This window comes from Novosphingobium sp. CECT 9465, assembly GCF_920987055.1.
Taxonomy (GTDB): domain Bacteria; phylum Pseudomonadota; class Alphaproteobacteria; order Sphingomonadales; family Sphingomonadaceae; genus Novosphingobium.
In genome coordinates, this window is record NZ_CAKLBX010000001.1 from 3016942 (window position 1) to 3031268 (window position 14327).

12 protein-coding genes are annotated in these 14327 nt (G+C 56.8%); 8 read left to right on the forward strand and 4 right to left on the reverse strand.

The window, feature by feature from the left end:
• The first annotated feature begins 234 nt into the window (after positions 1–234).
• The 6 genes from LUA85_RS14730 (at position 235) to LUA85_RS14755 (ending at position 7809) form a co-directional block, all read left to right on the forward strand.
• Positions 235–1500: a nucleotide sugar dehydrogenase gene (locus tag LUA85_RS14730; protein ID WP_231471022.1), complete on the forward strand. Its 1266-nt coding sequence runs from the start codon at positions 235–237 to the stop codon at positions 1498–1500.
• Complete coding sequence (locus LUA85_RS14735; protein WP_231471023.1) at positions 1497–2750, forward strand: glycosyltransferase family 4 protein; 1254 nt, start codon at positions 1497–1499, stop codon at positions 2748–2750. The genes LUA85_RS14730 and LUA85_RS14735 overlap by 4 nt, the downstream gene beginning before the upstream one ends.
• 115 nt (positions 2751–2865) lie before the next feature.
• On the forward strand, positions 2866–3540 hold the full coding sequence (locus LUA85_RS14740) for a hypothetical protein (RefSeq protein ID WP_231471024.1): 675 nt from the start codon (positions 2866–2868) through the stop codon (positions 3538–3540).
• Entirely contained in the window at positions 3533–4246 is a 714-nt protein-coding gene (locus LUA85_RS14745; RefSeq protein ID WP_231471025.1) for a polysaccharide biosynthesis/export family protein, read from the forward strand. The genes LUA85_RS14740 and LUA85_RS14745 overlap by 8 nt, the downstream gene beginning before the upstream one ends.
• A gap of 43 nt (positions 4247–4289) precedes the next feature.
• Entirely contained in the window at positions 4290–6488 is a 2199-nt protein-coding gene (locus LUA85_RS14750) for a polysaccharide biosynthesis tyrosine autokinase (RefSeq protein ID WP_231471026.1), read from the forward strand.
• Positions 6489–6606: 118 nt separating this feature from the next.
• A complete protein-coding gene (locus LUA85_RS14755) occupies positions 6607–7809 on the forward strand; it encodes a glycosyltransferase (RefSeq protein WP_231471027.1) in 1203 nt (400 codons plus the stop codon).
• Positions 7810–7848: 39 nt separating this feature from the next.
• On the opposite strand, the gene LUA85_RS14760 is transcribed toward LUA85_RS14755, so the two are convergent.
• From LUA85_RS14760 to LUA85_RS14775, 4 genes are read right to left on the reverse strand one after another with little or no spacing between them, the layout of a single operon-like run.
• Positions 7849–8436 carry a DapH/DapD/GlmU-related protein gene (locus LUA85_RS14760; protein ID WP_231471028.1) on the reverse strand — a complete coding sequence of 196 codons (588 nt, stop codon included), beginning with the start codon at positions 8434–8436 and terminating at the stop codon, positions 7849–7851.
• The gene (locus LUA85_RS14765; RefSeq protein ID WP_231471029.1) at positions 8418–9374 is read right to left on the reverse strand and encodes a glycosyltransferase family 2 protein; all 957 of its coding nucleotides are present in this window, start codon (positions 9372–9374) and stop codon (positions 8418–8420) included. The genes LUA85_RS14760 and LUA85_RS14765 overlap by 19 nt, the downstream gene beginning before the upstream one ends.
• Positions 9375–9417: 43 nt before the next feature.
• Positions 9418–10491, reverse strand: coding sequence for an acyltransferase (locus LUA85_RS14770; RefSeq protein WP_231471030.1), 1074 nt, complete (start codon positions 10489–10491; stop codon positions 9418–9420).
• The gene (locus tag LUA85_RS14775; RefSeq protein WP_231471031.1) at positions 10492–11835 is read right to left on the reverse strand and encodes an O-antigen ligase; all 1344 of its coding nucleotides are present in this window, start codon (positions 11833–11835) and stop codon (positions 10492–10494) included.
• Positions 11836–11992: 157 nt separating this feature from the next.
• Here LUA85_RS14775 and LUA85_RS14780 point away from each other — a divergent pair, with 157 nt between their 5' ends.
• Positions 11993–12259 carry a hypothetical protein gene (locus LUA85_RS14780; RefSeq protein WP_231471032.1) on the forward strand — a complete coding sequence of 89 codons (267 nt, stop codon included), beginning with the start codon at positions 11993–11995 and terminating at the stop codon, positions 12257–12259.
• Entirely contained in the window at positions 12259–14304 is a 2046-nt protein-coding gene (locus LUA85_RS14785; RefSeq protein ID WP_231471033.1) for a hypothetical protein, read from the forward strand. The genes LUA85_RS14780 and LUA85_RS14785 overlap by 1 nt, the downstream gene beginning before the upstream one ends.
• Positions 14305–14327: the final 23 nt, after the last annotated feature.

Consider the following 14327-nt stretch of genomic DNA (forward strand, 5'->3'; position numbering starts at 1 on the left):
CGCACGCACCGAAGCAAAGCACCTGCACACTTTGGCAAACGCGCCTTGGAAGCAGCGATTTTCCTTTCCATATTGCATTGCACCATTACAGCCCCCTTGCTAGACCCCGGTCGGTTCAAATCGGAGGTTTCTCGGTTCAGGGCGAGAAACATTTCGGGATGAAGGCATTGGCTGATTCGTCCTCATTGTCGAGCCTTGCTGGGATCGCGGCATGACAGGTTTCAGGAGATAACATTGAAGATTGCCATTCTCGGCCTTGGTTACGTCGGCTGCACTGCAGCAGGATGCATTGCCAGCCAAGGCCACCATGTGCTGGGTATCGATGTGAGCAGCGCGAAGGTCGAGACGCTCAATTCGGGCAAATCCCCTGTTTACGAGCCGGGCCTTGACGAACTGATCTCAAAGGCCCGCGCGGATGGAGTGCTGGAAGCAACCACGGAAATCGGCGACAAGCTTGACGACTGCGACATCGCGATTGTCTGCGTCGGCACACCAAGCGGCGTCGATGGCGCACACAACATGAGCTATATCGTGCAGGTTACGCGCGCGATCGCGGCCTCGATCAAGCCGGACCGCAAGAACCCGCTGACGGTCGTCTACCGCTCGACGATGCGCCCCGGAACAACGGAGCAGATGATCCTGCCGATCTTCCGTTCGCTGATCGGCGATGCTTCGGACGGCCTGATCGAACTGGTCTACAATCCCGAATTCCTGCGCGAAGCCACGGCAATCGAGGATTATTTCAATCCGCCCAAGATCGTGCTGGGCACGATCGACGGCGTACCATCGGAAAAGATGGTCGCGCTGCACGAGGGAATCGAGGCGCCGATCTTCCATGTCGGCATCCGTGAAGCCGAAATCACCAAATTCGTCGACAACACCTGGCATGCGGTCAAGGTTGCCTTTGCCAATGAAGTCGGCCGGGTCTGTCAGAACCTGGGCATTTCGGCGCGGCAGGTGCATCAGATCTTCGTGTCCGATACCAAACTCAATATCTCGCCCTACTATACGCGACCTGGCGGTCCGTTTGGTGGATCGTGCCTGCCCAAGGATGTCCGCGCATTGCAGCATATTGCGGCCGACACCGGTTCGCAGACGCATCTGTTCGATTCCCTGCTGCGCAGCAACGATGCGCACAAGCACCACCAATTCCTTCAGGCGACCAAGAATCTGGAGCCGGGTGCCCGCGTATTGCTGGTAGGCCTTGCCTTCAAGGCCGACACGGACGACCTGCGTGAAAGCCCTGCCGTGGACATGGCACGCAAGCTGCTTGACGCAGGGTTTGCGCTGGACATCTACGATCCGCAACTGAAGCCCGAAAGCCTTGTCGGTCAGAACCTTGGCTATGCCTATGCCATCCTGCCATCCATCGACGGCTTGCTGGTGGACAAGGCCACGGCGGAATCGCGCGAATATGGCGCAGTGATTGCAACCAACCGGCTGATCAAGGATCTTGCGCTGGGCGACTGTCCGATAGTGGACGTGAGCGCGATTGCATGACCATGCCCGTGCCCGCTGCCGACTTCGAGTTTCCCACTGACATTCCCGGACACCCGCTGGCGGGCAAGAAAGTGTTGATCGTGGTCGAGAACCTGCCTTTGCCGTTTGACCGGCGGGTGTGGCAGGAAGCCCGCACACTGAAGGCTGCGGGCGCACAGGTGGCCATCATCTGCCCGACCGGCAAGGGCTATGAAAAGCGCTTCGAGGTGATCGACGGCATCGATATTCACCGTCACCCACTGCCAATCGAGGCGAGCGGCGCGCTGGGGTTCCTGCTGGAATATGGCGCGGCGCTGTTCTGGGAAACGGTGCTGGCGTGGAAAATCTATTTCAAGCGCGGGATCGACGTGATCCAGGGCTGCAATCCACCCGATCTGATCTTTCTGGTGGCCCTGCCGTTCAAGCTGCTGGGCGTGAAGTACATCTTCGATCATCACGACATCAACCCGGAACTGTATGAAGCCAAGTTCGACAAGCGCGGCTTCTTCTGGAAGCTGATGGTGCTGTTCGAGAAGCTGACGTTCAAATCGGCCGACGTTTCGATGGCGACCAACCATTCCTACCGCAAGATCGCGATAGAGCGTGGCGGCATGGACCCGGACAAGGTGTTCGTGGTGCGCTCCGGCCCTGATCTCAGCCGGTTGAAACGCGTACCTCCGGTGGATAACTGGAAGAACGGGCGCAAGTATCTGGTCGGTTACGTTGGCGTGATGGGCGATCAGGAGGGTATCGACCTGCTGATCGATTCGGTCGAACATATCGTGCGCGTCCAGCGCCGCGAGGACATCCAGTTCTGCCTGGTGGGTGGGGGACCAAGCCTTGCCAAGCTCAAGGAACTGGTCATCGCAAAGGGCCTTGCCGATTTCGTCCACTTCACCGGCCGGGCACCCGATCAGGACCTGTTCGAAGTGCTCTCTACAATGGACGTGGGCGTCAATCCTGACCGGGTGAACGCGATGAACGACAAGTCGACCATGAACAAGATCATGGAATACATGTCGCTTGAAAAGCCGATCGTGCAGTTCGATGTGGCCGAAGGACGCTTTTCAGCGCAGGAGGCATCGCTCTATGCTGCGGCGAACGATCCGGTGGATTTCGCCGCCAAGATTCTGGAGTTGCTGGAAGACCCTGCGCGGCGCGCGGAAATGGGCGCATTCGGCCGGAAGCGCGTGGAAAGCGAGTTGAACTGGGGCCATCAGATCACGCCGCTGATCGCGGCTTATCGCAAGGCGCTGCGGCTTGATGCCTGACAGTGTCGTATCCTTGCGAAAATCAGCGCCTGCGGGATGCCAGCAAAAGCTGTCGGTAACGCAGTGCGGCCCAGATCATTGCTGCGGAACAGCCGATGTCGATAATCCAGTTAAGATGCGGTCCGCGGAACAGCAGCGCATCGACCGAATGCAGGGAAATCAGTCGCAGGCCGACCAGGCTGATCATTCCAAATGCGGCCAGATCGGCGGCCATCAGCGCCTTGCCCAATCGGCCCGGCAGCCGGTGCTTACGCTGAGCAAGCAGGACAAGCGCAATCGAGGCCGCAGCCATGAGCGCGAAGGCTGCGCCGGCCACGGGCGCCTGGTATTCCCAACGCCCCTCGTAGCTCCTGCTGTCGAAAAAGAAATTGCGTGCCGTGGATCGAAGCTTCTCCTCGATGTTGAAGATTCGCGACAGGCCAAGTATTGCGAACAAGGTGCCGAAAAGTATCCATCGGGCAGGCTCCTCAATCGGACGCTTTGCACGAAATGCAATCCCGCTTGCGATCCCGCAAGCCAGAATGACGGCAATGTAGACGGCTGCTGCAGCAAGATTGAACATGAATTTTCCGGCATCGCTGGATCGGATTCAAGCGTCTTTGCAAGACTTCTGCAAAAGCGCGACGGTCCAATACCGGCAGCCACACAATTGGTCCAGATTTTTACGGGTGATGCACCGATCTCGCTGACTCTGCAAAATGCCAAACAGGGCTTGCGAGGGTTGCAGGTATTTTTTGCACCCGCTATGCGGAAATCAGCGCTCAATCAGGATATTTTTCATCATGCTTAAGTCGATGTGCGCACGAACCAGTTCACTGACGATCGCTATCGCGCTTTCTGCCGGACTGGCTGGTTGCGGATCGGCACCTGTGCAGGTTGGACAGGTCAGTTCCACGCGAATCGCCGATTACGGCCAGTCTGACTACAGTGCCAAGGAGGATACTGATTATATCCTGCGGCCATCCGACGTAATCAATGTGACCGTTTTTCGAGAACCTGACCTTTCGGTTGCAGGTTTGCCAGTCGGGTCCGATGGCGTGATCTCCCTTCCGCTGATCGGCGCGATCAAGGCTGAAGGGCTGACGGCACGGGGCCTGAGCGAGAAAATCACGCAGAAACTTTCGGTCGATGTGCTGCGCAATCCCAGTGTCGCGGTCAATGTCGTGCAGTTTGGATCGCATCTGGTCACTGTGGAAGGCTCGGTCGAAAAGCCCGGCATGTATCCGTTCCGTCCTGGAACGCGCCTGTCGGGCGCTATTTCCCTCGCCTCAGGGCCATCACGTGTGGCGAAGCTCAAGGAAGTTGCCGTCTTCAGGCAGACTTCAGAAGGCACGTTCATCGCAAAGTTCGACTATGCAGCCGTAAGGGCGGGAACAATGCTGGATCCGGTGATGCAGCCCAATGACCGGATTGTCGTGGGAACGTCGGGCCTGTCGCAGTTCTGGCAGGATCTCCTGAAGACGCTTCCTGCCCTAGCCTTGTTCACCCAGATCTGACCTGCCAGTTACTTGCGCGCTGCAACATAAGGTTCCTCCAAGCATGACAGATGCAATTAGTCGCGGCTCATGGTCCGACCAGTTTCTCCCCGGTGCAGATCCGCTGCCCAAGGATGCCTCGGAAAGCATGATCAGCCTTGCGACGATCCGGGGGCTGATCTTCCGTCAGCGGCTGGTGCTGGTTGGTATCATCTCGATCGTGCTGGTGATCGCCCTCGCCTTTACGCTGCTCACGCGTCCGCTTTACAAGGCCAGCGCCACGGTGCGGATTGAACCTGAAGGCGTGAACATCGTCGAGGGCCAGGATCTGGCGCCGAGCGTTCCGGGCAACCAGATCGACATGTACATGAACACTCAGGCGGCCGTGATCAAAAGCAAGCGGATGGCCTATACCGTGGTCGATGCGCTGAAGCTTGGCTCAGATGCCGATTTCCTGGGTGAAGAATTCGCCGGGCCACGTCCACAGGGCATCTCCGAGAAGCGCTGGATGGAAATCCGGCGCGATGCTGCGGCAGATATGGTGCGCGGCGGCCTTTCGGTTGACGTTCCGTCTGACAGCCGGATTGTTTCGATCAACTATGTGTCGCTGTCGGCAGAACAAGCAGCACGGTTGGCCAACGCCTTTGCTGACGCGTTCGTGAAGGAAGACGTGCGCCGCAGCATCGAAGCCAACGACTATGCCCGCACTTACTTGCAGGAACAGATCCAGGTAATTAGCGGCAAGTTGCAACAGGCTGAGACGACCGCCAACACTTATGCCAAGCGTAACGGCATCGTCGGTGGCGCGCTGGGGACCGCGAAGGAAGGCGACACCAGCGGCACGGCACAGACGATGACGGCCGCAAACCTGACAAGCGTCAACGAAGCACTGACGAAGTTGCGCGGCGATCGGATTTCGGCACAGCAGCGCTGGCTCGCCGTTGTCAATGTCCCGGCCCTGCAATTGCCCGAAGCGCAGACCAATGGCGCGATGCAAAGCCTTTACGGGCAGCGTTCTTCGGTAACGGCCCAGCTATCGCAAATGCGGCAGCGCTATGGCGACAGCTATCCCCAGGTCGTCGAACTGAAGGCGCAACTGGCTTCGCTGGACAGCCAGATCAACCGCCTTGGCACCGAAATAAAGAATGGAATCCGCGACCAGTACGAAATCGCCCTGCGCCAGGAGCAGGGTCTTGCAGCGGAACTGCAGAACGTATCGACGCAGACGCTCGACGAGCAGGACCGCCGCGTACAGTATAATCTGCTGGACCGTGAAGCACAGGCTTTGCGGACGCAGATGGCTGCACTGCTTGACCGTTTCAACCAGCTTTCGGCCGCTGCCAGCATCAACAGCGGCACCATCACAAAGCTGGATTCCGCGGAAATACCGGGCGCTCCGTATTCGCCGAACCTGTTGAAGAACATGCTGGTTGCTGCCGTGATCGGCATTGGCTTGGCCGTAGGCATCGCGGTATTGCGCGAAGCGTTCGACGATCGCCTGCGATCGACCGACGATGTGGAGCGCAAGCTGGGCGTCAGCCTGCTTGGGTTCACGCCGTATCTTTCGGACGAGGAAGTGGCGCAGCAGCAGGCCGATCCTTTCAGTGCGCTGATGGAAGCCTACGCGAGCTTGCGCACATCGGTGGACTTTGCGGTTCCCGGCGATCACCGCATCGTGCAGGTCACCAGCAGCCAGCCATCGGAAGGAAAGTCGCTCACCTCCAGCGTTCTGGCCCGCAAGTACGCGCAGCTGGGCCTCAAGGTCCTGCTGATCGACAGCGATCTTCGCAAGCCGACGATCAATCACCTGTTCGGCGAAAAGCGGCCGAAGGTCGGCTTTGTCGAAGTTCTGCTGGGCGACGTGCCGCTGGCTGATGCCCTGCTGCCGAACATGCCGGAAAATCTGGACGTCCTGCCAGTTGGCAGTATCCCGGCACGCCCTGTGGAACTGCTTTCTTCGAAGCGGTTCAGCGACTTCCTTGCAATGGTCCGAAACCAGTATGCCATTATCATCATCGACAGTTCGCCCGTCATGGGGATTGCCGATGCGCCGTTGATCGCACGCCATGTCGATGGACTGGTGTTCGTGGTCGAGGCGAACCGGTCGCACTATGGCCAGGCGAAGGCAGCGCTGCGGCGCCTGCAGTCTGCCGGTGCACGGGTCAGCGGCGCGGTGCTTACCAAGTACCGTTCGGCCGAAGCAGGCCTCGCGTATGATTACATCTACAACTATTACTCGTACAGCAGCGATCAGAAGGGTTGAGGCAGCGCTTCCCTCGAAAATAGCGGCCCAAGGCCCAGGGCGTGACGATCCCTGGGCCTTGGCGCTAGACTGCGGCAACATAAATTGGCGCTGACCAAACATACGACCGAGGATGATCGTGCCGCAAAAAGCCCCTCACGTCATCCATATCAGCGCCGACTTTCCCGATTGCATAGAGCCGTTCAAGACTCCGGTGATCAAGACGCTGGTGCGCATGACGCAAGGCGATTTCTCCCATGAAGTCCTGTCACTCAACCGGGTGACGCCAAGGGTGTTGCCCTTCGTTGCACGGTTGATGCGGGGCTTTGGCAGACCACAGGCCGCAATCAGTTTCGAACCGTTTGAACAAGGGACCGCGATCAGATTCGTGGCGCCGCCCAAGGGCCTGTTCCACGCAACGATGCTGCATCAGCTGGCAGACGCCCTGGCCGACCGGATCGCCCGGCAGGGCCGCCCGCCAGCCCTGCTCATCGGCCACAAGCTGACGATCGAGGGCGTGGTGGCAAGACGCGTGGCCAAGCGCCTGAACGTGCCCTACGCCGTTTCCATCCAGGGCGACACCGACACCAAGATCCTGCGGGTACGCCCTGATCTGGCCGCCGAGTTCCGCAAGGTATTTCAGGAAGCCGCGGTGGTGTTTCCATTCAGCCCCTGGTCGTTGCGCAAGGTCGAAGCAAAGCTGGGGCAGCGCGGCGGGCGTGTGATAATGCTGCCCTGCCCGACCGACATCGACGCGCCTGTTGCCCCTGTGCCGGGCGGGAACGGATTTGTAAGCTGCTTCCATCTCAAGAATCACAAGCGCAAGAATCTGGCCGGAATGGTTGATGCGATGCGGATTCTCAATGCGGATCAGGCAGGTGCCCGACTAAGCATCATCGGTGGCGGCAGCGACGGGGATGTAAATGACAGCCGGGCGGCCATCGGCGAGGTTGCGGGCATCGAACTTGCCGGTCCAATGAACCGCGACCAGTTGCGGGAAAGCTTCGGGACCGCCACCGCATTCGTGATGCCATCTCACCGGGAAAGCTTCGGCCTGGTGTTCATCGAAGCGTTGTTCTGCGGCCTGCCGATCATCTATCCCGCTGACCAGGCGGTGGATGGCTATTTTGACGGAGCACCTTTTGCGATCAAGGTCGATGCGCGAAATCCGGCGGCGATCGCGGCGGCCATGCGCAACGCGATGACGGACGAAACTGCGATCAAGCGCGCGCTGGCGCAATGGCAGAACAGCGCCGACGCCCGGCGGTTCATGCGCCCGGCGATTGCCGCAAACTTCGCGCTGGGCATGAACAGCGCCATCGCGGCGGCGGAACCGCGCTGATCGCGTCCATTGGGCCGCGACTGCGAGGTTGCCGTGTGATTACGCGATGCAACGCATGCTGACGACGCGGGCGGGCGAACCGGCGACAATCGCCATCGCCGGAATGTCCCCCTTTACCACGGCCCCTGCGGCAATAATTGCACCATCGCCGATAGTCGTGCCGGGAAGCACCACGGCCCTGGTTGCCAGCCAGACATCGTTGCCGATCACGATATCAGCTTCGCGCATCGGCTGATCGGTGACGGGCGAGCCGTTGTTGAAATCATATGTGGCGGCGGTGAGCATAACTTCGGGACCGAACAGGACATCATCCCCGATGATGACCCGACCATCGCGGGGACCGGCCCAGATGTGGCAGCGCGAACCGATCCGCGCCCGATCGCCGATTTCGATGCGTTCGGGATTGGAGAACACCGCATCGGGGCTGATCCCGGCGGCCGCCCCGATCTTCATCCGGCGCAATGGCTGGACGTGGGTGTAGTTGTAATAATTGACGATCTTGAACAGGTGCAGCCACGCCCGCGGATCAAACACTGACAGCACGAGCCGGGCGAGCTTGCCCGCCTTGCCCAGCGCGTTCTTGCGCGGTGGATCGGCAGGTGCAGCGTTCAATATCCCTTCAGCCATTCATGGCGCTCCTGCCAGATCTTGCGCCAATGGCTCTGCTGTCCGCGCTTGCCCGAAACCAGCGCGAATGCCCCCGATCCAATGCGGCGCGTACAGATCCACAGCCACAGCAAACCGATGCCGAGCGGCGCGCGGACGCTGCCCCAGTGATCGCGGATCAGGGTTGCCTTCGACCGCATGAGGCGCAGCACCTTGTCTTCGCGCTTCGAACTGGAAGCGCCCACAAGGTGCATGATCTGCGCATCGGGCGTGATCATCGGGCGATAGCCGAGGCGCGCGGCGCGCAGGCAGAGATCATGTTCCTCGCCATACATGAAATAGCGCGGGTTGAAGCCATCCAGCTGTTTCCACAGTTCGGTGCGGATCAGCAGGAAGCAGCCCACCACGACATCGACCTGCCGCACTGTATCCCGTTTCCACCCGCCGATGCCTTCCGGGTTGAAGAATGTCGTGTTCGAAAAGAGACGCGAAAGACCGGTTGCCGAACAGAACAGGCTCCACACCGACATCGTGTTCCAGCAGGAGGCGATATTGAGCGAACCGTCGGGAAAGACCGTGCGCCCCCCGACGATTCCGGCCCTGGGGTTGGCCTTTCCGAAACGCAGAATATTTTCGATGGCGCCGGGATGAGTCTCTGTATCGGGGTTGAGCAGGAGCAGCCACTCGCTTTCAGCCGACGCTGCGATCACGTTGTTGGCTTTGGCAAATCCGACATTGTCATCGGACCGGATCAGTTCGACCCCCGGAAAGTGGGCAGCGACGGCGTCGGCAGAGCCATCGTGCGACGCATTGTCCCAGACGACCACACGCATGGAGACGTTGCCGGCATTGGCGAACAGCGTTTCAAGCGCCGTGAGCGTCAACTCTCGCGTGTTGTAGCTCACCATGATCACGGTCACCTCGTGATCCTGAGCGCCGGTTGCCTCAAACGCTGTCATTCGTGTCTCATTCCAGTATGAGCAAACCCTAGAGCAAATCTAATCACTTACCAGCATCCATTTTGGACAGGAGCTTTCCTCGCCAGACGCGGATCGGCATCTCGACAAAGTGATACATTGCCGCAGAATAGCCGAAGCTTAATATCGCCGCAATCAATGCGATGGCAATTTCAGAATTCAATGGAAAATTATAGTTTAATACGCCAATTATAATGTAATGTGACAAGTAAAATGTATAAGAATAAATTCCTATTTTCTTTATAATCCATCCATTCATTAACCGGTACGAGATCCCGCTACGAAAGTTTATCAAAAAATAAAATATCGGAAACAAAGCGACTCCTTGGACAGTATAGCGCAAAGTCGATCGAAAAATCTCATCCCGTATCAAAAACGTCAAAACGATCAACAAAATGCCACCAACCGCTAGCGATCGCCACTGGTTGCGAGAAATTTTCTGCAATAATTCAGATTTTTGATTCATCAAAATTGCAAGAAGACACCCCCACAGCATTGAATCAAATCGCGTATCTGTAAGAGCATAGATTTCCCATTCGTTTGCGCCAAAAATAGTGAACTTTATGAAGCGCCACACAAGAACAATTATCGATAATACGATTACCCACAAAATCGGCCATTTTTGCCGAAGGGCGAGCAAAAGTACAAACGGATAAACAAAATAAAAATGCTCCTCAACCGACAATGACCAGAATATCTTTGTTCCTGAAATGACATCACCTTGGCTGACATAAGCATCCCAGTAGTTAAAAAAGAAAAAAATCTGGCTGATCAAACCGATAGTATTTAGAGTACCTTCTGTAAGGTTTGCCAAAACCAATATTACACCAATTGCCATGGTTATCAATAGAGGTGGCGCAAGGCGAAACAGGCGCCTGATATAAAATGCCCTGAAATCAACCTTACCAGTTTGCCCGTACTCTTTGACGAGCAAGCTGGTAATAAGATATCCGGAAATAAAGAAGAATATCGTCACGCCAAATCCACCCGGAATGGGCAACGAGTGCATGGAATGCGCAACGAAAACTATAATGATTGAAACCGCCCGCAGACCATCAAGCGATGGAATATGCCCGGTATTATCGGCACTAGGCTTCATTTATCGCATACCTCGGACCACGTCACCAGCATGTCGGCCTAATTGATTTTTCCAAGATGGCAGGCAAACTGCCGCACCAATCATAAAGTAGTATAAACTCAACGTCTGCCCAAAAAATGTTACTGTAAAACCTGAAACTAGGAATGCAAAGAGCGCAGCAGCTATCCCAATATAGAAATACCGCTCAGTTCCACTTTTTTGCGAAGCCGTTTTTGCGATACCAAAAATTGCCCATAGCAGGACATATAAAAATAGCAGGGAAACAATCACTCCATGACGCATAGCCAAAAGAAGCCAATTGTTATCCACACTACTCCCCATCCAATTTAACCTTTCCCATTCACTAAGGCCAATACCAATAAGCGGATGTTTTTCAACGGATGCACTTCCATATTTCCAAATATATTGACGATAACGTCCTGTCGCCGGATCGAGCGTGTATCGTATAAGTATGGAGACAAGCCCATTTTGGGACCCAATTTGAATCAATGTGCCTAGAAATACCGCCGATAAAATAATAAGCTTCCATCCGAAAAATTCAAATTTCTTCTGGATCTCGTCCAGCGCCAGAACTCCAATCCCCAAAATTAAAACAAGGAATGCTCCAGAACTGAGTGAGAAAAAGGCGCAACAACCCGCAGTTATTCCCGCAATTTTCGGCCATCCTCGTAAGCCAGAAGATATATAAATGGGCACAAAGCTACCGAGAAAAATTCCACCAAGAATAGGGTGAGCGAATGGTCCCGATGCACGCAGAAATCCCAATCGCGTTTCCTCAATAAACTTAGCAGCCCCAATCGCAACACCATTTTCGTATAACGCTAATCGGCCAAATATGCTGGCGGCAAAGGGCTTTATAATCGGCCTACCAGACAGACTTTCGATGGCCATGGTGGCACCAGCAAGCATCAGACCTGGCGCAGCATAAACGAGAAAACGCCTGAAATCAGTTATGTTTCTAATACACATCCGCCCGATGATGTACGGGACGAAAATATCAAATGCCAGTGGTGCCGCGCGCATAAAGCCCGTAATGGGATCATAAAAGGCCATGAATGAAATAATCATCCAGCTTAATCCTGCGAACATTGCCCCATCAACAGCACGATACCTGAGTCCCCCGCGCGACAATTTACTAAGCAGCCAAGGTAACAACAAAAACGCAGCCATACGCGGCGGATAGATGGTTTGCTCTGCCACAACAAAGCGCACCTCCATGGGCATGAACATTGCATAAAAAAGTATCAAGGCTGGAAGCAGAGGCCTGTAACCTGCAGATGCAGATACCGTCCTTGCCGGACCTTGCGGGCCGAAGCGGCCGGATGATGCGATCGGAACATTCATGGCGCTGGACTGTCCTGCTTGAGGTCTCCGAGTAGCCCTTCGAACTCGGTGGTGGCAAGGACGAATTGCCGCGCTGCAGCAACCAAGATTCCATTTTCCTACACGATAGCGCTCATGATAATCGATGTTCTCCATTTGTTCAAAATGAGGCCTCGCCATGATCACCGACAAATTCAGTGCGACAACCGACAGCATCATTGCTCCTGCAACCACCTGCTTTCCGATCACGCCAAGCGATGTCGATGATTTGTCCGTGGCGACGAAGGCCATCTATATCGGCGAGACCGGCAATCTTGCCGTGCGCAGCCTTGGTGGCGATCTGGTGACGTTTGCCAACGTACAGGCAGGTACGATTCTGGATGTGCGTATCCGGCAGGTGCGGCAAACCGGAACTACCGCCGGTTCGCTGGTGGGGCTTTCGTAATGGGTCGCTACGGATTCGGCTTTGGCGCGAGGCACCGCGCCGTGCGCAATGCCGGCGCAAGCGCTCCGCCCGTGTCTGCTTCTCCCGGCCAAGCGTGGAGCGGCATTGCGGGAAGCGGCTTTGCCACTATCCCTGTCGATCCCGTAAGGACCACGGCAAAGCCCGCAATGCGCCTGATGGTGCCACCCGGCCAGGCATACACGGATCACCTGCTGGTGGGCGCCTATGCCGCTGCAAACAATGGCGGCACGCTGTTCGGCGACATGGGACTTGAGAAGGTTCGCGTGCATTACGAGGGCACCATCGTGGACATCACCGCGCCCACGTTCGCGACGTTCGACGATGCCAACGGCAACCCGGTAACCTACTATGGCTGGTGGGCACGCCTTGCGCACGACGGACGCAATGGTGACGCCAACCTCTACCTTGAAGCAATCCCCAAAGACGCCACGATGCAGGCCCGCGTGATGGGTCCCTACCTGTTCATGCCATCGGCGACGCTTTACGATCTGGAATTGACGGTTGCGCCTTCACTGTCGCAAATCACCGGATCGCGATACCAGTCGATCACTGCCGCGCTGACGTATTGCGCGCAGCAAGCCCGCCATCACCCCAGGATCACGATCACGGAGGCGCGAACCGACTATACGCTTGCCAATATCGGATCGCCTTTTTCGTACAACACCGGCAAGGGGTTTGCCACGATCGAGGCTGCGGTGCCCGTAACGATCATCGGCACGGCGACGTATGTGGACAGCACTCCGCGAACCAAATATTGCGGCATGCGCTTCAAGGGTTCGAACATCACGTTCGACTTCGCCAATGCATCGGTGATTTTTGCCGAAGCGACCGGCAACAAGAACTGGCTGGATGGCATTACCGTCATCAACTCTCGCGGCCGGGGCGGCCTGTTTCCCGGCCTTGGCGGACCTCGCCCCTATGGCACCGGCTGCCACTATGCCACCGAATGCACCATATCCGACCTGCCGACCGCATTGAACGGTGCCTTTCTTGCGCGGGGCAACACGGTGACCAAGGGCTTCAGCGACGCGCTGACGGATTGCGTCTGTGCAGTTGGCAACCGACTGGACGATCACGATTCCTATGTCGACTGGGCGAAGGAAGTACCAGCCTTTACGGTGACCTACACAGGCACCGGCACGACGGCCACGCTTGAACTTTCGGGTTTCAACGACAATACCACGCGTGTGTTCACCGCCAAGGTCAATGGCGCTTCGGTCGGAAGCTTCACGGTCAACAAATACTACAGCGTAGCCAACGGTCGCAATTCGTCGGTCGTTGCCTGGCTGAACGGCTTGCCCGGATGGGCGGCGACCCTGCAGGATGACACGCGTCGCGTCACGTTCTGTTCGAACGTGGGCGGAAAGGGCACTGCGTTTGGTCCGATCAACTGCAAGAATACGGAACTGCAGATCGTCACCATGTTCGATCAGCATGGCGATGTGTGGCAGCACCTGATCAACGGCGTGCCCGAAAACGTGATCGTGGCAGACAATGTCATCACCAACTTTGCCGGGCAGTGCTTCTTCATTGCATCGACCACCCCTGCCAGGGACTTCATCTTCCTGAACAATTGCTATCACGGCAAGCCGACCGTGCCCGGAAGCTACAACATCAAGGAAAACTTCTATTCGCAGTTGGACAGATCAGGCGTGAAATCGCATGTCGTCATCGCCCACAATTCCTCAACGCAAGGGTGGTGGTTGCGCCCGGCTTCAGGTTTCGATGCCGACGCCTACTGCATGTGGGCGAACAACGCGATGCTGCAATTGAGCTGGCTGGGAACGCCGGACGCGGACATACGGATCACCAATAATCACATCATGTCATCTGCTCCAAGCCCTGGCCCGGATACAGCCACAGTGATCGGCGGGTCCGAGGCATCGCTTTGGCAAAATGCATCGGCGGGCGATTTCAGCCCGGCGGGAGAATTGCTGGCGAATCCGAAGGCTCCGGTGCTCAAATTCGATCGGACGGGCAAAAAGCGCGGCAATGTCGATAGCGTCGGCGCTATCGCCAACTGATACGCGGGCCAACCGATATCGCA

Excerpts from the sequence above, each read along its gene's own strand:
- LUA85_RS14735 (WP_231471023.1), top strand. The coding sequence starts at position 1,497 with ATGACCATGCCCGTGCCCGCTGCCGACTTCGAGTTTCCCACTGACATT.
- LUA85_RS14740 (WP_231471024.1), top strand. The coding sequence starts at position 2,866 with ATGCGGTCCGCGGAACAGCAGCGCATCGACCGAATGCAGGGAAATCAG.
- LUA85_RS14745 (WP_231471025.1), top strand. The coding sequence starts at position 3,533 with ATGCTTAAGTCGATGTGCGCACGAACCAGTTCACTGACGATCGCTATC.
- LUA85_RS14750 (WP_231471026.1), top strand. The coding sequence starts at position 4,290 with ATGACAGATGCAATTAGTCGCGGCTCATGGTCCGACCAGTTTCTCCCC.
- LUA85_RS14760 (WP_231471028.1), bottom strand. The coding sequence starts at position 8,436 with ATGGCTGAAGGGATATTGAACGCTGCACCTGCCGATCCACCGCGCAAG.
- LUA85_RS14765 (WP_231471029.1), bottom strand. The coding sequence starts at position 9,374 with ATGACAGCGTTTGAGGCAACCGGCGCTCAGGATCACGAGGTGACCGTG.
- LUA85_RS14770 (WP_231471030.1), bottom strand. The coding sequence starts at position 10,491 with ATGAAGCCTAGTGCCGATAATACCGGGCATATTCCATCGCTTGATGGT.
- LUA85_RS14775 (WP_231471031.1), bottom strand. The coding sequence starts at position 11,835 with ATGAATGTTCCGATCGCATCATCCGGCCGCTTCGGCCCGCAAGGTCCG.
- LUA85_RS14780 (WP_231471032.1), top strand. The coding sequence starts at position 11,993 with ATGATCACCGACAAATTCAGTGCGACAACCGACAGCATCATTGCTCCT.
- LUA85_RS14785 (WP_231471033.1), top strand. The coding sequence starts at position 12,259 with ATGGGTCGCTACGGATTCGGCTTTGGCGCGAGGCACCGCGCCGTGCGC.